Here is a 20,167-nt window from a genome sequence, read left to right on the forward strand (position 1 = left end):
TGACAACGAAAGATAAGGAATGACGTCGAGCAACAACTAGCGACGTCACGAAATCACCTACATTCTGTCCCGGTTCGATTGGCGACTTTGCGCCCTATTCTGTTGAAAAACTCCCGCTTGCAGTGAGGCGCGGGGAATGATTCAGTTGTCTTGTTATCGGGAGACGGCAGATGATGGGCGAGCGGACGGTGATGCAGGAGGCGCTGTTTTACAGCTTCAGCCTCGAGGATCATGTTCCGGCGGACCACCTGCTGCGCTCGGTCGACCGGTTCGTGGATCTCGGCGGTCTGCGCGAGCATCTGCGCCCCTATTATAGCGAGACGGGTCGGCCCTCGATCGACCCGGAGCTGATGATCCGGATGCTGGTCGTCGGCTATTGCATGGGCACCCGACAATCGCGTCAAGGAGGTGACGACCGCGCGCCGAGATTTCGTGCCGCGGCCACCGTATTGCTGAGAAGGCAAGCAATCGTCATCGGTCCCACGCCGCCAGGCACGGGTGTAACCGCCTTTGCATGCTCAAGTTCGTGCGTCGCGCAATCTCCGACAATCTTCGTGGAACCGTCATGATCGCGCATCCGCGTGATGCCGACATCAATCACGATCGCACCCGGCTTGATCCAATAGCCTCTGACAAGATGGGGCGCTCCGGCCGCCGCGATAACGACATCCGCGGCGCGCGCGATATCCGGAAGATTGCGCGTCTCGATATGCGTGACGGTAACCGTGGCCTCCCGCTCGAGCAGGAGCATGGCGACCGGTTTCCCGACAATGTTCGACTTGCCGATCACGACGACGTTGAGACCGCGATAATCCTCGATGACACTATCGAGCAGCATCATGATCCCGAGCGGCGTGCACGGCACAAGCCCGCCAGTCCCCGTCGACAGCCGGCCGACATTCACCGGATGAAACCCGTCGACATCCTTCTCGGGCGCAATCCGGTCGAGGATGGCGCTCGCGTCGAACGCCGCCGGCAGCGGAAGCTGGACAAGAATGCCGTGGACGCCTGCGTCCCGATTGAGATCTTCGATCAGCGACATGAGGGTGGCCTCGTCGCAATCTCCGGCGAGGCGATGCTCGATCGAACGAATGCCGGCTTTGGCGCACTGAACGATCTTCCGCTGAACATAGACCTCGCTCGCCGCGTCATTCCCCACGAGCACCACGGCAAGCGAAGGAGAAATACCGTCCGCCTCGAGTTCGGCGACCGCGATAGCGGTTCGCTCGACCAGCTCGCGTGCCATCGCCCGGCCATCGATCAGCACACTCATTGGTTCAACTCCTGAATACGACCGTACGTGCGCCATTCACAAAGACCCTGTCTTCGAGATGCAGCCGTACAGCTTCGGCGAGCACGCGCCGCTCGACGTCGCGGCCCTTGCGAACGAGATCCTCGGGCGTGTCGGCATGTCCTGCCCACTCCACATCCTGGTGAATGATCGGCCCTTCGTCGAGATCTTCGGTCACATAATGTCCGGTCGCACCGATCATTTTGACCCCCCGGTCATGGGCCTGGTGGTAGGGTTTTGCGCCCTTGAAACCCGGCAGGAAACTGTGATGGATGTTAATGCAGCGTCCCGCCAGGAAGGAGGCCAGATCGTCGGACAATATCTGCATGTACCGCGCCAGCACCACCAGGTCGGCCCCCGTGGAGGTCACGATATCCTTGATCGCGCTCTCCTGCCTCGCTTTCGTCTCTTTGGTGACCGGCAGAAAGTGATACGGAATATCACCCAACAAAGATGTGTGAAGCACCTCGCGCGGATGGTTCGAGATGATCGCGACGACGTCCATCGCGAGCTCGCCGAGCCGGTGGCGATATAGCAGGTCGGCAAGGCAATGGTCCCACTTCGACACCATCAAAATTACCTTCTTCTGCAAATTCTCCGCGCGAAGCGACCACTCCATATTCGCAGCCTGGGCAATGGGCGCGAAATGGGTGCCGAGCGCCTCGCTCGTGTCGGCAGGGGCGGCATCGAACGCGATGCGCATGAAGAAACGACCGTTGAGCTTGTCGTTGAACTGTTGAGCATCGGTTATATTCGCCCCGCGCTCGGCGAGAAATAACGCGGCCGTCGAAACGAGACCGGGTCGGTCGGGACTTTGAAGCCTCAGAATGAAGTTGTTGGCCATCTATTTCTCCGGTCGAGCGGGCGCTGGCGACGCTCTTCAAGGCGTGGTGATGTCGGGCTCCTGTCGGGGATATCGCCCGCCCTTCATCGAAGCGGAGCGGGGCGATATGTTCCGACATCCGTTGTCGCGCTCTCGCGCAACCCAATCGACCTGGCCAATCAATTCGCCAAACATGACATAAGAATTTACGAAGATAGCTTGGTACTAAATGTCGCCCGCTGGTGAGCCCAGCCTAGGGGCGGCCGGAGGGAATAGGTTGAGGACTTGGTGCGATGACCGACGCGCGGTCGACGCCTGGGCATTTGAGGCCGAGTCGATCGCCATTTTCATGGTCACGCTCCCCGGGAGGCGAGGGGAGCGATGCCTATCGCCGAGCGGCCTTCTTCTCACGTCAGGGCCGGGATGGTTCGCAGGACGGAAAATGCTCCATGTGCGTTCGGCTCGCAGACGCTGGGATGTTGCCGCGCGTGTCGAGCTTAGAGCGCTGGCGGCGCGACCGAATGACAGGCCGCGCAAGACCTGCTGTCTGCTGACGGTTTTGCCGGATCGGTATCCGGAGTCACATGGCTGCCGGGCATTGGAATGCAAACTTGCCGGCGGTCTTCATCGGCATCGTGAACTGTCTCTCGCATCCGGGGGAACCGCCAAGTCTAATCATAAGCTTTGACGAATAATGCTAGCGCGCGATTGGCCGATCCCATATGCAGGACGCGTGATCGGGAATGGCCCGGCCGAGAAGATGCATGGAGGAGTCTGCCGTGAGCCAGTCCAGGGATGAGCACCTGCTCTATCGTCTCCCCGGATATCTTCTGCGTCGCGCGGCGCAGGCGTGGATGGGCCGACTTGCCGAGCGACTTTCCGCGCTTGACCTCAGGATTTCCGATGCGTCGGCTCTTTTGCTCATTGGTGAGCGCAAGGACATGACGTCGAGCGAGATCGGAAAGAACCTCGACATCAAACGCGCGAACATGGTGCCGCTGCTCGGCCGCCTGGAAGCGCGCGGATTGATCGTGCGGGCGCCCATTGACCGGAAGTCGCAGGCGGTCGTCCTGACACGCGCGGGGCGCGACTATCTTAAGAAAGTCCGGGTGATTACATCGGGTCTGGAACAGGATCTTCTTGCCGCGATACCGGATCCGCACCGTGATCATTTCATACCCTCGATGCGCGCGCTGTTGGAGATCGACCCGGAATAGGGCGCGAGCCTCGGTCAAGGGGCAATCGCCTGCCCCTCTTCGAAGATGGCGCGCAAGATGTGCTTTTGCGGCTTGCCCGCCCCGTTCCGCGGGATCGTCTCGCTGGCGATAACATGCGCTGGAACCTTGAATTTGGCCAGCGACCGAGCGCAGGCGGCGATGACCTCGTCGGCGCGAACATCCCCCACGACAAAGGCGCAGGCCACTTCGCCCCAGCGCGGGTTGGGCACGCCGACCACGGCCACTTCGACGACGCCGGGCATTTCGGCGATCACGCTTTCTATTTCAGCCGGATAAACATTTTCGCCGCCGGAGATGAACATGTCCTTCTTGCGATCAACAATGAAATGGAAGCCCTGCTCATTGACGCTTCCAATGTCGCCCGTACGCATCCACCCGTCCCGAAACAGCGCAGCCGTTTCGTCGGGCCGACGCCAGTAGCCGGGTGTTACCGTAGGACCGCGGACCCAGATTTCTCCCGGTTGCCCGGGCGGGAGGTCCGCGCCGTCGTCGTCGCATATGCGAACGGCACCAAAAAAGGGCTGCCGCCCGCATGAACCGGGAAATCGCTCCAACGCAGCGGGATCGGTAGCCGACATGCTCATGAAGCCGCCAATCTCGGACATGCCGAACCCGATCAGCAACGGGAGCCCGCGATCATGCCAGCACTGGAGGAGTTCCGCCGTGCTAGGCGCGCCGCCGACACCGACACTGACGAGACGCGAGCCGTCGAACTCCGAGAATTCCGGACGTTGACGCAACTGGTCGATCATCTGCGGTACGCCGCAATAATGGGTGGCATCGCTCAGGCGCGACAAGGTCTTCGCCGGATCGAAGCCGGCCGACATAAGGACGGTCCCGCCGCCAGCCAGCGATGCCCGGCACATCACCAGCAATCCGATGACGTGGAACAGAGGCGCATCGCACAGCGCGCGCGACCTCGGCCCGCGATCCGAAGCGAACACGAGGTTCAGCGAGCTGTAGTAGATGCTGCGCTCGTTATGGATAACCCCCTTGGGTCGTCCCGTAGTCCCCGAAGTATAAAGCAGAAGACATGGCTGTTCCGGATCGCGGGCGGGGCCGCTCTTCGAAAATGGGGCGCTCCCGAGACCGGCCTCTACCCGGCAGTCGATCTGGGCGCGGGCGGCCGCGTCGGCTGCGGTGTCCCGGAAGTCGGGGCCGGCGACGATGATCGCGGGTTCGCAATCGGCGAGGATCGCGGAGAGCTCGGGCGCGGCGAGGCGCCAGTTGAGAGGGACGAAGATGCGTCCCGACCGCGAGCAGGCGAGATGGGCGACCAACATGTCGACGCTATTGCGCCCGAGCCATGCCAGTCGGGCCCCCTCGTCGATTTGGTTCGCCAGCCAGCCGGCGGCAGCATCGACCAACGCATCCAGCTTATGGTAGCTGTATTCGGCGCCCGTTTCGCAGTCGATACACGCCAGGCGGTCGGGAGCGCTGCGCGCGTGCTGCGCAACCCCGTCGAAGTCTGAAACGGTAACGGCATGCACCGGCACGCCGCCTGCGGATTTCGTCATGTTCCTCTCCAATGCTTCGGGCCGGCGGTTATTCTGTCCCTCGTTTCGCGAGAGCAAGCTCGGCCCATTCGGGTGGACGCGGCGGCCGGCCTAGATGGCGTCGTTGCGGTCCTCGGTCAGATAGGGGTAGCGCTCGACGACGGCGCGAACCGGCTTGATGCGCGATCCATGGTCGCCCCACATCACCGTGACCTCGTTTCCTATGCGGGCCTCGTCGATATCGATACAGCCCATGGAGAGGACTTCGCGGTAGTGGTAGCTGTAGACAGTGCCGGACGAATAGCCGATCGGCCGGCCGTCCTTGAGGAGATGGTCGGCGTGACCAAGGACGCCTTCCTTCCATGTAGGCGACGACGGCAGGTCGAGCGTCTTATACGGTTCCCCGGGCTTCAGAAGTGACGCGTGGATGTCGAGAACATCCTCGGGGTGCCAGCGCAGCGTGACGGCGGTGCGACGCGGATTGGCGGCTTCGGCTTCGAGAGCCTTGCGGCCGATGAATTCATGGTCGAACTTCGTCGTCGATTGCCAGTTGACCTCGAACGGCGAGCGGTAACGGGCGCGCATGTCGGCGGGATCGACGCTGCCGCTGATATGAGCCGGAAAATCCCGGTTGCCGACAAAGTCCCGGTAGCCTTGATCCTCAAGATCGGCGGGCCGGAACGTCCAATTCTGCTGCGGAAAGCCACCCTCGATATGATTGACGAGATAGGTTCGCCAGCCGAGGCGCTGGATACCATGATCCTGGCCGGCGCGAAAAATTGCATCATAGACCTCCGGCCCGTCCGAAACCGGAACCCGCACTTCATAGGCGAGATTTCCCGACATGCCGAGCCGCGCGATTTCCACCTGCTTGCCGCCGATGGTCGCATGGCGATAACGCAGGAAGCGGATGTCGGAAAGCTCTTCTCCGGCAGCGCGTTCGAGCGTTGCCAGCGAGGTCGGGCCCGCTACCTGGAAGATGCTGATATCGACCATCGCCCGCTTCACGTCGAAGCCTGACTTGGCAAGCTGGTAAATCGGCCATGGTCCCGCCGCAAAGAATGTCAGCACATCTTCCTGATCGCGTTGCAGCACCCCATGGGCGGCGATCAGCCCTTGCTCGTTGCACATGACCGCATGTTTCATCGCGCCGATCGAGAATTTCGCAAAGCTGTTCGTCGAAATGGATTCAAAGAACGGGACAGCGTCGCGGCCGGTAAAGCGAATGGTTGGAAGGCTGCTCAGCCCGGCGTGGATGTAGCACCCGTTTTTCCACGAGAGGCTTTCCTTCTTCCAGCCATCGAACTCCCAGGCGAATATACGGCCCGCCAAAGCCAGGTAAGTGATGGGTTCGTCATAATAAGGCAGACCGCGAAGGTCCTTGAACGGGCCGGTTTCCATTATCTTGTCCATTCTCGAATATCTGGGTGGCGCCGGGGCGATCAGCGGCCGATCTTGGCGGTGTCGAACGTGCCTAGGCCCGGCTTGAAGGACTTTTCGTCCAGGAACTGGCGTGTCGCTTCCTTTCGGGCTTCCACGCCGCCGAAGCTGTGAAGGGCTTCCTGCGCGCGCACCAGATAGTCTTCGGCGTTGTCATAAGTCATTTCGACAACCCGGCGGACGGCCCATTTTGTCGCGCGCAGCGACTGTGCATCTTTCTTTTCGAGCGCAGCCGCGATTTCGCGGACGCGGGCTTCCAGCCGTTCGGCGGGGACCGCCTCGGTGACAAGGCCCTGTTCCTCCGCCTGGCGCCCCGAGAGGTTCTCGCCCATCATGGCATGGTAAATCGCCTTGCGAAGCGGCATGAGATCCGCAACGACTTTCGAGGCGCCGCCGCCAGGCAGAATGCCCCAGTTGATTTCCGACAGGCCGAACTGGGCCGCTTCGTCGGCAATCGCGATATCGCAGGCAAAGAGCGGGCCGTAGCCGCCGCCGAAGCACCATCCGTTGACCATTGCGATCGTCGGCTTCTCGAACCAGCGCAGCCGCTCCCACCAACCATAAGCTTCGCGCTGGGCCCGGCGGATCGCACCCAGGCCTTCGGCCTCGGTTTCACGGAAATATTCCTTGAGATCCATCCCGGCCGACCAGGCCTCGCCCGCGCCGGCAAGCACAAGGACGCGCACATCGTCGCGAAATTCGACGTCTTCGATGATCCTTCGCATCTGGCGGTTCAGCTTGGGGCTCATGCAATTACGCTTCTCGGGGCGGTTGAACCGCACCCAGGCAATGCCTTCGCTCACTTCAAGAGAAACTGTGTCGGCTTCCGCGCGTTCGCTGCTCATCGTCATTCCTTCTGTTCAAATGGGATAATGTCCGGGCTGGCTCTCAATCGTGATCCAGCGCAGCTCGGTGAAACTGTCTATGCCGGCCTTGCCGCCGAAACGGCCGTATCCGGACGCGCCCACCCCGCCGAAGGGCATCTGCGCCTCGTCGTGCACGGTGGGGCCGTTGACGTGGCAGATGCCCGATCGGATCCGGCGGGCGACGGCGAGCCCTCGCGCCGCATCGCGTGTGAAAACGGCGGCCGACAGGCCATAGTCGCTATCGTTCGCCACGCGGACGGCGTCCTCCTCGTCACGAACGCGAATGATGGCGACGACGGGACCGAAACTTTCATCGCCATAGATGGCCATGCCCTTCGAGACCCGGTCGATGACGGTCGCAGGCATCAGCACATTTTCCGCCGGGCCGCCGCTGCGCAGTACCGCGCCCTTCGCGAGCGCGTCGGCGATGAGCGCATTTACATGGGTAACGGTGCGCATGTCTACGACGGCTCCAAGCGGGGCGCCGTCTTGCCTCGGGTCGCCGGTGGGCATCGTCGCAACCTTGGCTGCAAAGCGGTCGCAAAAAGCGTCGGCGATCGCGTCGACGAGGATAATGCGCTCGGTCGACATGCAAATCTGCCCCTGATTCATGAACGCCCCGAAGGCGGCGGCCTTTACCGCCTCGTCGAGATCGGCATCTTCGAGAACGATCAGCGGTGCCTTGCCGCCAAGCTCGAGTATACAGGGCTTGAGATGGTCTGCGGCTCGACGCGCGATGATGCGCCCGACGCCCGTCGAGCCGGTGAAATTGATGCGCCTGATTTCGGGCGCGTCGATCAGCGCGCCGACGACATCGGCCGCCTGCTCCTGCGCGTTCGAGACATAGTTTACGACGCCTTCGGGAAAGCCGGCATCGGCGAAGGCGTCGACGATGAGCCCATGGGTCCGCGGACATAGTTCCGAGCCCTTTAGAATGACGCAGTTCCCGCAGGCGAGCGGCACGGCGATTGCGCGAACGCCGAGAATTATCGGAGCGTTCCAAGGCGCGATCCCGAGGATGACCCCCACGGGCTCCTTGAGGGCCATCGCGAGGCAACCGGGTTTGTCCGACGGGATGACTTCCCCAGAAATCTGCGTCGTCAGCGCTGCCGCCTCGCGAAGCATCGACGCCGCGAGGTTAAGGTTGAACATGGCCCAGCCCCGCGTGGCGCCGATTTCGCTCGTCATCGCCTCGACGAAGTCGTCGCCGCGTGCCTCGAGTGCTGCGGCCGCCTTCATCAGGAGGGCGCGTCTCGCGTTGGGGCCGGTGGCTGCCCAAGCCGGGAAGGCGGCCGCTGCACGGGCTGCCACCGCGGGCATGTCGGAGGCAGGCATCGCCTGCGCGCGGGACGCGACTGCGCCCGTAAGCGGGTTCGTGCGCTCGAAAATCATCTGGCTCTCCCAAGTGGTGAAAGCCCAATAGCAATTTTTTGCTATATGGAATAGCAAAAAATTGCTATTGGGCGATTGTCGTCGTCCGGTGGAGGGGACGGCAAGCCAAGGGGAGAATGGCGTGAAGGGTGCCGCCTATATTGTTGGAGCCTTTGAGCACCCCATTCGTCACGCGGGCAATAAATCCGTCGCGCAGCTTCATTCCGAGGTGGCGCTTGGTGCGCTGGCCGATGCGGGGCTGGGCATTCGCGACGTCGACGGCTTCTTCTGCGCCGGCGACATCCCCGGCTGGTCGGCACCCGGTACGGGGCCGTTCTCGCTCGTCGAGTATCTCGGGCTCAACCTGCGCTATCTCGATTCGACGGAGAGCTGGGGGTCTTCCTATATAAACCATGTCGCGCATGCGGTCGAAGCGATACGTGCCGGGCGATGCCGCGTTGCCCTCATAACCTTGGCGGGACGGCCGAGGGCCGATGCAAGCAGCCCCGATGCCAATCACCGTGAACCTGCCGATACGCCCGAGTATGAATTCGAGGCCCCCTACCGCGCCGTCGTTACCAACATGTACGGGATGGTCGCCAAGCGGCACATGTATGAATATGGCACCACGTCCGAGCAGCTCGCCTGGGTGAAGGTCGCTGCCTCCCATCACGCGCAGCACAATCCGCACGCGATGCTGCCGCAGGTCGTTACGGTGGACGACGTCCTCGCGTCGCCAATGATCAGCGATCCACTGCACCGCCTCGACTGCTGCGTCGTTTCTGATGGCGGGGGCGCGCTCGTCATCGCTGAGCCCGGGATCGCGCGCAGCCTCGGCAAGCCGCTCATCACGCCTCGCGGCAGCGGCTATTGCGTGCGCCAGCTCAATGGTGGCTATTTCGACATATTGCGATCGGGCGCCGAACGATCGGGCGCCGACGCTTTCGCGGAAGCGGGCGTACGCCCCGCGGACATTCGATACGCCTCACTCTACGACAGCTTCACCATCACCGTGCTCGTTCAACTTGAAAATCTCGGCTTCTGTCCGCCCGGTCAGGCGGGGCGGATGGCTGCCGACGGTGGACTCATCGCGGGCGTCGGCCGCCTGGCGGTGAACACCGATGGCGGCGGGCTTTGCAACAATCATCCCGCCAATCGCGGCGGGATGACGAAAGTGATAGAAGCGGTGCGCCAGCTGCGCGGCATCGCCGCACCGCAAACCCAGCTTCCCGATTGCTCGCTCGCCCTGGCACATGGAACGGGTGGGCAACTTGGCGGCCGCCATGGAAGTGCGACGCTCATTCTCGAAAGGGAAAGCTGATGTGTTCCGATCCGAACATCATACGATCGGCGACCGAACCCTTTTGGGCGGGCGCAGCCGAGGGGCGGCTCATGCTCCAGCGGTGCTGCGATACCGGGACCGTCTTCTATTATCCGCGCGCGACGAGCCCCTTCACCGGTGGGCCAACCGAATGGCTCGAGGCATCGGGAAAGGGCGAAATCTATTCTTGCAGCGTCTCGACGCGGACGCTCCCCGGCTATTGCCTTGCCTATGTCAGGTTGGAGGAAGGGCCGCTCCTTCTAACGAACGTCGAAGCCGACGACCTTCAGTCCATTGCGATCGGTCAGCGCGTCGCGGTCGCTTTCCGGCCGGACGCCTCCGGGCGTGCGGTGCCCGTCTTTCGCTTGCAGGAAAAATAATGATCCAAGACGATATTTGTAGCCCGGAAGCCATTGCGGCCCAGATTGATACGGTTTTTGGCGGCGAACGGCTTCGCGCCACCGGCCACATCCCTGATCCGGATCTCATCCTGTCGATGCTCCAGGCGGCGCATCGCTTTGCGAACGAGCGTATCGCACCCTTCGATCGGTCCGCCGACCGGGAGGGATGCCGCGTGGTAGATGGCCGGGTCGCGCTTCCTCGGGGGCAGGCGGAGCTATGGGCCGACTATCGAGAAGGTGGCTGGACGGCGATCGACCTTCCAGCAGCCCATGGTGGCCTCGGCCTGCCTGACGTCGTCGCGCTGGGCATCCAGGAATTGCTCGACCGTGGTTCCATCGGCTTCGGCATGCTGTCGGGAGCCTCGAGGGCAGCGTGCCGCGTGCTTGCCGATCATGCCGACCCGGCACTCGCCGCAACCTGGATTTCGGAAATCGCCGCAGGCCGCTGGGCGGCGACGATTTGCATTTCCGAAGCCGGTGCCGGGTCCGACCTTGCGCGGCTCAGGACGAGCGCGCGCCGCGCGGGTGAGAGATGGGAGGTGACGGGTGAGAAGCTTTGGACGTCGTTCGGCGACCACCCGCTCACCGAACGCATCGGCCACCTCGTGCTGGCGCGGACCGATGCCGAAGCGCCGGGAACGCGCGGGCTCAGTCTTTTCCTCGTGCCCGATCGCCACAGCGACGGCACCCGGAACGGCGTGTTTGTCCGAAGGGTCGAGGAAAAAATGGGCCTGCACTGCTCGCCCACCTGCGCGATGGGCTTCGAGGAGGCGGACGCCACGCTGATCGGCGCCGAGGGTCGGGGTCTCCCTCAATTGTTCAGCATGATTCAGGCGATGCGCCTTCACGTCGCGACGCAAGGCCTTGGGGCCTCGGCTTTCAGTCTCGACCTTGCCTGTCGCTACGCGAGCGACCGGGAACAGGGCGGCGCGCCCGACGAACGTCCCATCCCTATTATCGAGCATGCCGATATCCAGCTCGTCCTTTCACGGCTCGCCGCCCGCACGCTCACGCTGCGCGGGCTTGTCCTGGCCGCTGGCGCGAGCGCGCAGCTACGCGCGCTGGACGCAGAAGCGGGGGCGATGCTCGGCTGGTTGCTCCCGATCGTGAAAAATTCCGGCGCCGAGACGGCGGTGTGTGCCGCATCCGAGGCCATGCTCGTCTTCGGGGGTGCCGGATATACAAGCGAGTGGCCGATTGAGCAGCGCTTGAGAGATGCCAGGGTGCTCGCAATCTACGAAGGCACCACCGGGATGCAGGCCATCGACCTGGTCAGGCGGCGCTGGATCAAGCCGGGGCAGGGGAGCGAAGTCTTTCGCGCCGCGCTGATCGAGGAAGCGGGTTTGGCCGATGCAGGCGTCCGCCCCGCGATCAGGGAGGCAATAGCCCGTTTCGATGAGGCCGGCGCCTGGCTGCGCTCGCCCGAGCGCAGCGCCTTGCAGGTCGATGCAGCCTGCCGTTCGGCGCTGTTGCTGGCAACCGAGCTGGCGCATGGCTGGATGGCTGCGCGTCTTGTCCGCCTCGGATGGAGCGATCGGATCCGAAGTCTCGGGCTCAATGGACTGTCGGCGATGGAGGAAGCCTTGCCGGCCGCGCTGCACGCGATGAAGGATGGTGAGATGCGAACCCGGGCGTTCCGCTCGCTCCGGTGACACCGTCCGGGACTGACCGCAGCAAGGCGGCGCACCGCCGAACCCCGGACAGCGTCCGGGACCTGAAAGTCGTGGCGTCGGTCCGCCTCAGGCCTTGCCCGGCTTGCGCCCGCGACGGCCGAGCCACCCCGGTTTCGAGGAGTGGCGTCAGGCTCCAGTGGCTTTCGGTTGCGAAGCGGTCGGATCGGGGCCTTTTCGAATGATGCAAACGGTCTCTCAGCGCCGCTTCGCCGACGTCGCGCCGCTACAGGATCATGTTGCAAAAATGCAATGGAAAGGCATTTTTGCTATGCAATATAGCCATTGTTGCCTTCGATTATCGCGATGGCGGCCGGCAGACAGGCATGTCGTGGCTGATGATGTGATTTCGAAGCTTGTCCGGCAATTCTCGAAGTTCGGTCCCGCCTGCTGCGATCGCGGCGCTGGCGCTTTTCCGAGACTTGGGGGGCTTGTGGAACCCGTTCGGGCAGGGTTTGCAAAAATGCTGAACCCTTTGACAGGAATGCAATCTTGTCAATTTTGGGACTGCTTTGTCTTTCGCTCACGAGCAGAGGGTCTGCTGGCATGGATATTGCTTGAGTGCGCTGGAAAACAACAATTGCCGCTGCGGCGGGGGAAGGACGCCAGATTGCGCAAGAAGCTATCTGACCGCGATGGCAACCGAGGGCCAAAGGATCTTCGGCACGATCTGCCGCGTCGGGATGGCGGGTTCATGGCCTATGGCGCTGAACATTCGGCTTTCGTGCCGCTGCCGAGCGAGGCGCATCCGATTTCGAACGAATGCGCCAAGCAGCCCCGGATACACAGCGCGGCCGGAATGAATCCGGAAAATCCGGGAGACGGACGGGCTTCTCCCGGATCGTCAACACCCGGACCGACAATCGAGATTTTTGGCAAGGACTGCAAAAAAAGGGAGGCAGGCAAATGACTAATCACATGTTCCGGAAACTGGCTATGGCCGGTTGTTCGTTCGGGGCGCTGCTTGCGGTGCCATCATTCGCGCAGGAGGCGCCCACTGCGGCCGCAGGTGATCAGCCGGAAGATGTTTCGGGGGAAATCATCGTAACGGCCAACAAGCGCAACGAGAATCTCCAGGACGTTGGTGTCACGGTTCAGGCGATCGGCGGGGACACGCTGACCGAGCGAAACATCACCTCGCTCGGCGAGATCACAAAGCTGGTTCCGGGCCTGAGCTTCGCAGCGACCGCGAACAATACGCCGGTCTTGACGCTGCGCGGCGTGGGCTTCTTCGATTCCACGCTGGCATCCTATCCCAACGTTAGCCTTTACCTCGATCAGGCGCCGCTGGCCTTTCCGACCACCGCATCGCAGACCGCCTTCGACCTCGAGCGGGTGGAGGTTGTGAAGGGGCCGCAGGGGACCCTGTTCGGCAACAATTCGACCGGAGGGGCGATCAACTACATCGCAAACAAGCCGTCGGAAACGGCCGGTGGTGGTCTCGATCTGACCTATGGCCGGTTTGGCCGGATGGAGGTCGCGACCTTCGTGACCGGGCCGCTGTCCGAAACGCTGAAAGTCCGTCTGGCCGCGAAGACGGTGCAAGGCGGCGACTGGCAGAAGAGCTATACCCGGGACGACAAGCTCGGCGAAAGCAACTCGATCGCCGGACGCCTGCTCGTCGACTGGGAGCCGACCAGCCGCCTGCGGGTCTCGATCAATCTCAATGGCTGGCAGGACAAATCGGATCCCATCGCACCCCAATTCGTGAAGCTGTTCAACCAGGGTGTACCGTTACCACCTGAAATTTCCGCTTATCCCACCGCGCCGGCATCGCCGCGCGCTGCAGACTGGAATCCCGTGATCGACCATCCGCGGGCGAACAACCGCATGGTGCAGGCGATCGGCCGGATCGATTTCGACGTCACCGACGACATCACGCTGACGTCGATCAGTTCCTATGTCGACTATAAGCATGACCAGTCGCTCGAGGGCGACGGCACGGCCCTAATTTCGCTCGACGTGCCCAACACCGGCACCATCGAAAGCTTTGCCCAGGAGCTGCGGCTCGGCAATGGCGGCAGCGGTCCGATCCGTTGGCTCCTCGGCGGCAACTATGAACATAGCGACGTCGACGAGGCCAATGAAGTGCATTTCCCGGCCGCGTCCGGGGCATTCTTGCCCTTCTTCTACCAAGCGGGCAATTCTTCGAACCAGCGCATGCGAAACTATGCGGCTTTCGCAAATGTCGAGTTCGACATCACCGACAGTCTCACGTTGAAGGGCGGCATTCGTCAGACGCGCGCCGAGCGTTCGTCGATCAACCGATCCTATCCGGTCGACAATGATGCAAAGTTCTTCTTGAAGCCGGCGTTCGAAGCCTATCGCTTCTTCGTCCTCGGACTTGCCGACCCTACCATTCCCGACTCCTTCTTTCCCGGTCCGTTTCTTGGCGGTGCGGCCGATCCGGCAACGGGCCTGCCCGGCCTTTATTACGGGAAGCTCAACGAAGACAGCACGTCCTGGCTGGCAGGTGTCAACTACAAGCCCGCAGACGACGTCATGCTTTATGCCAACGTGTCGAAGGGCTACAAGGCCGGTGGCTTTCCTACGCTCTCGGCAAGCTTCTGGAGCCAGTTCGAGCCTGTTACCCAAGAGTCGCTGGTCGACTATGAAGTGGGCTTCAAGACGCAGTTCCTCGATCGCCGGGTGACCTTCAACGGCGCTGCATTCTACTACGACTATCGGGACAAGCAGCTGCGTTCGAAAATCATCGATCCGCTTTTTGGCATTCTCGACGCCATCAAGAATGTGCCGAAATCGACGGTCAAGGGCTTCGAGTTCGATCTTTCGGCCCGCCCCGTTCAAGGCTTGTCTGTGTATCTCCAGGGCACCTATCTCGATACCCGCGTCGATCGCTATGTCGGGATCGTCGGATCGACGATCAATCCGCAGACCGGCTTCTTCGAGCCGGTCACCGCTAATCTTGCCGGTGAGCGTCTTCCCTTCGCGCCGAAGTGGCAGTTCGCGACAGGGGCGAGCGGAAATATTCCGCTCAGCGCCGCGGTGGAACTGAACATTGGGGCAGACCTTCGTTATCAGAGCAATTCGACGAGCGTCCTTGGCAGCGCGCAGGCGATGGCCGACACCCGGATCGATGCATCGACGATCGTGGATGCGCGCATCGGCATCTCCGATCGCGACAAGCGCTGGTCGCTGACACTGTTCGGCAAGAACATCTTCAACGAATATTATTGGACCAACTCGCTGACCACGTTCGACACGGTGGTTCGCTACGCCGGACGACCAGCCGAATATGGCGTTACGGCCACGTTCCGCTTTTAGCCTTGTCAGGCCCGGCCGGATTGTCGCGCCTGTCGCGACCCTGTCCGGCCGGGCTTTCTTCTGGCACGGCCGCCGCTGGCGGATCGGGATCAAGGCCCTGAAAAACCGGGAGTTTTGTTTTTTGCCCGTCCGAGCGGAGATCAAATTTATCATATTTGACAAGAATGCCATTTCGGTAGATTGTCATCCGTGACAAGATTCGGGAAAGGGTCGAAGCGGATGGCGAGAACGCGAGTGGATGCGGAACGTCGCGAACGCATTCTCGAGGCGTTCGAAGCGTGCGTTATACGCCAGGGAATAGAGCGTACGACCCTGGAAGACATCGCACGGGAGGCAGGTCAGCCGCGCTCGCTCGTTCGATATTTCGCCGGCAATCGCGATGAGCTGGTTGCCAAACTCGTCGACCGCCTGCTTGCCCGCACGTCGGAAAGAGTGCGGTCGATGCGAGAGCGAAGTGCCGGGGACACCGAGGAGTTGGTGCGCCTCTATTTCGCCGAGTTCTTTGCGGACGAACACTCGAATCGTATCGTTGTCGAGCTGTGGCGCATGACGGGCCATTCGGAAGATATCGCAGGCCGGGTGTTCGGGCTTTACGACGAAATTCTTCACGATCTGGCAGCGGATCTGTCGAGAGACAGCGAAAAATCTCCGCAGTCCGTTTTCGATGGGGGGTACGCGGCTTTCTCCTTGGGTCTTGGCATGTCGATCCTGCGCAGCATCGGGGTCTCACCCGTGCAACCGGCCAGCCTCGAGAAGTTGGCGCATGCTCTGGCCTTGGGGAAGCTGCCAGTGCCAGCCCGTAATCACCATCCTGATCCGAGGGAGAGCTAAAGTGACACAGACTGCGATTGTCGGCGCAACGCTGATCGACGGCAACGGTGGGGAACCGATCCGGGACGCGGTCGTCCTCTTCGAAGGCGACCGGTTCGTTGCCGCGGGATCGCGCGAAGGATCCACGCTTCCCGAGAATATCACGCAAGTCGACGCTGCCGGGAAATTCCTCATTCCGGGAATTATCAATGCAAACGTGCATCTTCTCGACGGGTGGACGTTCATGATCGGAACCGGGACGGTAGAATATCTCGCCCGCTTCGAAGGACGGCTCCACGAGGTGATCGAGGAAGCTGCGCAAATCGCGTTGGCGAACGGCATGACGACTGTGTTCGACACCTATAATGCCCTGCAGCCGGTACTTTTTGCGCGCGATCGCATCGCATCGGGCAAGGCGCTTGGCGCACGTATCTACGCCGCTGGCAATATCGTTGGAATGGGCGGGCCATTCTCCGCAGACTTTTCGAAAAAGGCTCGCGAGACGACCAGCCAGACTTTCTGCGACCGTATGGATGCGATGTTCGAGGCGGGGGTTGGCCGAAGGCTGGCCGCACTGCCACCCGAGGAGGTCCGCCTGATCATTCGGGACTATCTTTCCAAGGGCGTCGACCTCCTCAAATTCGCTGTCAGCGACCATATCCTTCTCGAATATATGAACCCGCACCTCACCTTCTCGGCTCGGGTGCAGCGCGTAATCGCGGAAGAGGCATGGGCGGCAGGAAAGCCGCTGCTCAGTCACACAACATCGCTCGAAAGCCTCAACGACGCCGTCACTCTGGGGGTCGACGCGATGATGCATACCAGCCTCACGGCGGGCGTTCCGATACCCGATGATATCATCGAGCAGATCATCAGGAAGACGGTATGGGCCGAAATCCAGCCTGTGAACGACGAATATCAGCATCACCTGGAAACGACGGGAGGCATGATGGCCGGCTACGCTGGCGGTGTGCACCGGGAGAATATTCAGCGCCTGATCGCTGCTGGCGCGCCGATCCTGCTGGGTACAGACGCCGGTTGCACGGATCCCGATTGCCTTGCCGATATGAGCGAAGGCGATCGTCACGACCGCCCATGGTCTATCGGGGGTGATCATTTCCACTGGTTCCGGGCGATGCGGCAACTCGGGATGAAACCGATGGACATGTTGCAGGCGGCAACGAAAAATATCGCGCGGGCGTACAAGAAAGAAGCCGATCTTGGAACGGTTGAGGCCGGAAAATATGCGGACTTTCTGATTCTCGATGCAAATCCCATCGATGACGAAGACAATTACAAGCGCATCCACGCAATCTACCAGGGCGGAAGATTGGTCGATCGTTCCGCGCTGCCGGTAAAGAGGCTCGTCACCCAATATCCCCGGTTCGAACCGTCCTGAGATGAACAAGGGCCACTCGCAAGGACGGCGCGACGAGGTCGCGCGCGAGCAGAGCAGCTCGCAATAACTCTTATAAAGGAGATCGAAGTGACCGATTTGCTGCTGGTAGGTGCCACCTTGATCGATGGGACCGGCGCTGCCCCTGTTCCCGATGCCGTCATAAAGGTCGAGGGGGGGAGGATCGTTGCTGCGGGCGCACGCGAGGGCTCCTCCTTGCCCGATGCGAAGCGCGTCGTCGATGCGACCGGCAAGTTCGTGATCCCCGGCATCGTGAACGCGAACGTGCACCTTCTCGACGGAATCATGATGATGGGACGGGGCGGCCTCGAATATCTGGCGCGCTTCGAGGGCCGGCTGCATGAGGTTATCGAGGAAGCGAGCCAGATCGCGCTTGCAGCCGGCATGACGACGGTTTTTGATACCTGGAACGCGACCCAACCCGTTCTCTATGCACGCGACCGGGTGAATGCCGGCACGGTGGAGGGCGCGAGGATCTTCGCCGCGGGGAATATCGTCGGCATGGGCGGCCCGTTCAGCGTCGATTTCAACAAGCTTGCGGCGCAGGTCGCGAGTATCCCCTTCGTGAACCGCATGAACGATCTTTTCGAGGCAGGTGTCGGACGGCGTCTCGCTGCTCTGACGCCCGACGAGGTTCGCGAAAAAATCCGGGCCTATCTGGAGGGCGGCGTCGATCTCCTCAAGGTGGCGATCAGCGACCATGTGATGGCGGAGGCATTCAGCCCCCATCTCAGTTTTTCACGGCGCGTGCTCGAGGTCATGGCCGAAGAGGCGTGCCGGGCCAATGTGCCTTTGCTAAGCCACACCGTTTCTGTCGAAGCGATGAACGAGGCGATCGAACTAGGGTGCGATGCGATGATGCATTGTACGATCACGTCGCAGGTGCCGATCCCGGACGAGATGATCGAGCGGATGATAAGCAAGAAAGTCTGGGGCGAAATCCAGCCGGTCACCGACGACTATCAATGCTATCTCGAAAAGCACAATCATCCGTTCACCGGATATGCGGGCGGTGTGCATCGGGAGAATACGATCCGCCTGATCGAAGCGGGCGCACCCATTCTCATGGGCACGGACGCCGGATGCACCGATCCTGATATCCTTGCGGAGGACAGCGACGAAGTGCTTTCCATGCGCCCGTGGACCCTCGGACAGGATCATCTGCTCTGGTTCGAGGCGATGGGCTCATATGGCATGAAGCCGATGGATATGTTGCAGGCCGCTACGCGAAACCCTGCGATCGCCTATCGTCAGGACGATTTGATCGGCACGCTGGAAGCGGGGAAATTCGCCGATATGCTTGTCCTCGACGGCGATCCGCTGGCGGACCACCGAAATTATGCGAAAATCCACGCGATCATCAAGGAAGGGCGTGAGATCGATTTCGGCCAGCTTCCCAACCCCAAGGTGGTAACCGCCTATCCGCGCTCCGAACCGCGCGGCTGAACATGTCCGGGCTGCGCGGCACGTGCGAAGCGTTGACCGGCCCACGCTTTTCCAGAATCCCGAGCGGCAATCGGGGAAGGTCTTGACACCACAGAGCGCATTTTTGTCACGGGAGACGCGGTATGGAACAGAATATCGAAGCAGTAGGCCTCGCTGCCTTGGGGCTGTTCAGCGGAGCGCGGCAATATGAAAATTTTTCGCGCATCCGGTCCTTCGTTTCAACAAAGACGATGCAGCCGTCGTCCGTGCCATTCGACTTTCCTGACGGGGAACCGATCGATCTTCCTGAAACCTATTCATGTCGCGGCGAAACCCGAAGTCTGCCCGGTCTTCTCGAGGATACCGACACCGCTGCGCTGCTGGTGCTCAAGGACGGGGCGGTCCGGTACGAGCAATATTATCTGACCGGCGGACGCGAGGTGCCGTGGCTCTCGATGTCGGTGGCCAAGAGTTTCCTGTCCGCCTTGATCGGCATTGCGCTCGCCGAAGGCGCGATCGCGAGCCTCGACGATCCGGCCGAGCGCTATGCCCCGTTCCTCAAGGGAAGCGGCTATGAAGGTGTCTCGATCCGAAATATTCTGCAAATGTCGTCTGGCACGCGCTGGCGCGAGGATTATGTCGATCCGGAATCGGAGATATTCGGGCTGAACGGGGCAATGGCGCCTGGGGGCTCTCACGATGACTTCCTGGCGACCATGGTGCGCGAAACGACCCCGGGCACCTTGTGTCAGTATAACTCGGCCGACACTCAGGCTTTGGGCGCCATTCTCGTCGGCGCGACCGGGCGTTCGGTCGCCGACTATATGCAGGAGAAGATCTGCGAACCGCTTGGCATGGAGGCCCCGTCGTTCTGGATTCAGGATAGTCGCGGGATGGAGCTTGCCTATGCGGGGCTCCTTATGACGGCGCGCGATTTTGCAAAGCTCGGCGAACTCTATCGCAAGCGCGGAGCATGGGAGGGCCGAAATATTGTCCCGGCGGATTATGTCGATGCCTCGCTGACCATCGCGGCGCCGCACTTGGCGGTCGGCCAACCGCTGGTTGGAGGATATCATTTCCCCCTAGGCTATGGGTATCAATGGTGGTTTCCGGATGGCGACATCGGAGAATTTAGCGCGATTGGCGTCTACAACCAATATGTGTATGTCGATCCCTCGCGCGGCGTGACCATCGTGAAACTTTCGGCAAACCCGCGCTACGGTCTGTCGCACGACGACGAGGATAACAAGGACGCCGAGAATATTCAGGCGTTCCGCTCAATCTGCAGCCTCTTCGACTGAACAGACTTTTGA

The 20,167-nt window shown here is 61.6% G+C and carries 17 protein-coding genes and 1 pseudogene; 11 read left to right on the forward strand and 7 right to left on the reverse strand.

Annotation, left to right across the window (positions count from 1 at the left end):
• Positions 1-170: 170 nt before the first annotated feature.
• Positions 171-404 (forward strand): annotated as a pseudogene (locus ACO055_RS00870) (transposase); the annotation flags it as partial.
• On the opposite strand, the gene ACO055_RS00875 reads toward ACO055_RS00870, so the two are convergent.
• Both ACO055_RS00875 and purU read right to left on the reverse strand, forming a co-directional pair.
• Positions 401-1,273 (reverse strand): bifunctional 5,10-methylenetetrahydrofolate dehydrogenase/5,10-methenyltetrahydrofolate cyclohydrolase, encoded by an 873-nt coding sequence (locus ACO055_RS00875; protein WP_422060731.1) that lies wholly within the window; start codon positions 1,271-1,273, stop codon positions 401-403. The pseudogene ACO055_RS00870 and the gene ACO055_RS00875 sit on opposite strands and share 4 nt — an antisense overlap.
• Positions 1,274-1,277: 4 nt before the next feature.
• Entirely contained in the window at positions 1,278-2,135 is an 858-nt protein-coding gene (purU, locus tag ACO055_RS00880; RefSeq protein ID WP_422060732.1) for a formyltetrahydrofolate deformylase, read from the reverse strand.
• Positions 2,136-2,893: 758 nt separating this feature from the next.
• Between purU and ACO055_RS00885 the strand changes: the two genes are divergently transcribed.
• Entirely contained in the window at positions 2,894-3,331 is a 438-nt protein-coding gene (locus tag ACO055_RS00885) for a MarR family winged helix-turn-helix transcriptional regulator (RefSeq protein WP_422060734.1), read from the forward strand.
• A 14-nt stretch (positions 3,332-3,345) separates the two neighbouring features.
• Here the strand turns inward: ACO055_RS00885 and ACO055_RS00890 are convergent, their stop codons facing one another.
• From ACO055_RS00890 to ACO055_RS00905, 4 genes are all read right to left on the reverse strand, one after another.
• The gene (locus ACO055_RS00890) at positions 3,346-4,869 is read right to left on the reverse strand and encodes a class I adenylate-forming enzyme family protein (RefSeq protein WP_422060735.1); all 1,524 of its coding nucleotides are present in this window, start codon (positions 4,867-4,869) and stop codon (positions 3,346-3,348) included.
• A gap of 90 nt (positions 4,870-4,959) precedes the next feature.
• The gene (locus ACO055_RS00895) at positions 4,960-6,261 is read right to left on the reverse strand and encodes a hypothetical protein (protein ID WP_422060736.1); all 1,302 of its coding nucleotides are present in this window, start codon (positions 6,259-6,261) and stop codon (positions 4,960-4,962) included.
• Between the two features lie 29 nt (positions 6,262-6,290).
• Complete coding sequence (locus ACO055_RS00900) at positions 6,291-7,133, reverse strand: p-hydroxycinnamoyl CoA hydratase/lyase (RefSeq protein ID WP_422060737.1); 843 nt, start codon at positions 7,131-7,133, stop codon at positions 6,291-6,293.
• A 15-nt stretch (positions 7,134-7,148) separates the two neighbouring features.
• Entirely contained in the window at positions 7,149-8,546 is a 1,398-nt protein-coding gene (locus ACO055_RS00905) for an aldehyde dehydrogenase (RefSeq protein ID WP_422060738.1), read from the reverse strand.
• Positions 8,547-8,667: 121 nt separating this feature from the next.
• Here ACO055_RS00905 and ACO055_RS00910 point away from each other — a divergent pair, with 121 nt between their 5' ends.
• From ACO055_RS00910 to ACO055_RS00930, 5 genes are all read left to right on the forward strand, one after another.
• The gene (locus tag ACO055_RS00910) at positions 8,668-9,846 is read left to right on the forward strand and encodes a thiolase domain-containing protein (protein WP_422060739.1); all 1,179 of its coding nucleotides are present in this window, start codon (positions 8,668-8,670) and stop codon (positions 9,844-9,846) included.
• The gene (locus ACO055_RS00915; protein WP_422060740.1) at positions 9,846-10,226 is read left to right on the forward strand and encodes a Zn-ribbon domain-containing OB-fold protein; all 381 of its coding nucleotides are present in this window, start codon (positions 9,846-9,848) and stop codon (positions 10,224-10,226) included. Before ACO055_RS00910 ends, ACO055_RS00915 begins: the two co-directional genes overlap by 1 nt.
• Complete coding sequence (locus ACO055_RS00920; protein ID WP_422060741.1) at positions 10,226-11,899, forward strand: acyl-CoA dehydrogenase family protein; 1,674 nt, start codon at positions 10,226-10,228, stop codon at positions 11,897-11,899. The genes ACO055_RS00915 and ACO055_RS00920 overlap by 1 nt, the downstream gene beginning before the upstream one ends.
• Positions 11,900-12,098: 199 nt before the next feature.
• Entirely contained in the window at positions 12,099-12,827 is a 729-nt protein-coding gene (locus ACO055_RS00925; RefSeq protein WP_422060742.1) for a hypothetical protein, read from the forward strand.
• On the forward strand, positions 12,824-15,202 hold the full coding sequence (locus ACO055_RS00930; RefSeq protein ID WP_422060743.1) for a TonB-dependent receptor: 2,379 nt from the start codon (positions 12,824-12,826) through the stop codon (positions 15,200-15,202). Before ACO055_RS00925 ends, ACO055_RS00930 begins: the two co-directional genes overlap by 4 nt.
• On the opposite strand, the gene ACO055_RS00935 is transcribed toward ACO055_RS00930, so the two are convergent.
• The gene (locus ACO055_RS00935; RefSeq protein ID WP_422060744.1) at positions 15,180-15,389 is read right to left on the reverse strand and encodes a hypothetical protein; all 210 of its coding nucleotides are present in this window, start codon (positions 15,387-15,389) and stop codon (positions 15,180-15,182) included. The two genes, ACO055_RS00930 and ACO055_RS00935, sit on opposite strands and share 23 nt — an antisense overlap.
• A 47-nt stretch (positions 15,390-15,436) precedes the next feature.
• Here ACO055_RS00935 and ACO055_RS00940 point away from each other — a divergent pair, with 47 nt between their 5' ends.
• The 4 genes from ACO055_RS00940 (at position 15,437) to ACO055_RS00955 (ending at position 20,155) form a co-directional block, all read left to right on the forward strand.
• Positions 15,437-16,033 (forward strand): TetR/AcrR family transcriptional regulator, encoded by a 597-nt coding sequence (locus ACO055_RS00940; RefSeq protein ID WP_422060745.1) that lies wholly within the window; start codon positions 15,437-15,439, stop codon positions 16,031-16,033.
• Complete coding sequence (locus tag ACO055_RS00945; RefSeq protein ID WP_422060746.1) at positions 15,966-17,411, forward strand: amidohydrolase family protein; 1,446 nt, start codon at positions 15,966-15,968, stop codon at positions 17,409-17,411. Before ACO055_RS00940 ends, ACO055_RS00945 begins: the two co-directional genes overlap by 68 nt.
• A gap of 87 nt (positions 17,412-17,498) precedes the next feature.
• On the forward strand, positions 17,499-18,875 hold the full coding sequence (locus ACO055_RS00950; RefSeq protein ID WP_422060747.1) for an amidohydrolase family protein: 1,377 nt from the start codon (positions 17,499-17,501) through the stop codon (positions 18,873-18,875).
• Between the two features lie 122 nt (positions 18,876-18,997).
• Complete coding sequence (locus ACO055_RS00955) at positions 18,998-20,155, forward strand: serine hydrolase domain-containing protein (protein WP_422060748.1); 1,158 nt, start codon at positions 18,998-19,000, stop codon at positions 20,153-20,155.
• The last annotated feature ends 12 nt before the right edge of the window (positions 20,156-20,167 follow it).

Origin of the sequence: Sphingopyxis sp., assembly GCF_965227415.1 — a bacterium.
In the GTDB taxonomy this organism is placed as follows: Bacteria; Pseudomonadota; Alphaproteobacteria; order Sphingomonadales; family Sphingomonadaceae; genus Sphingopyxis.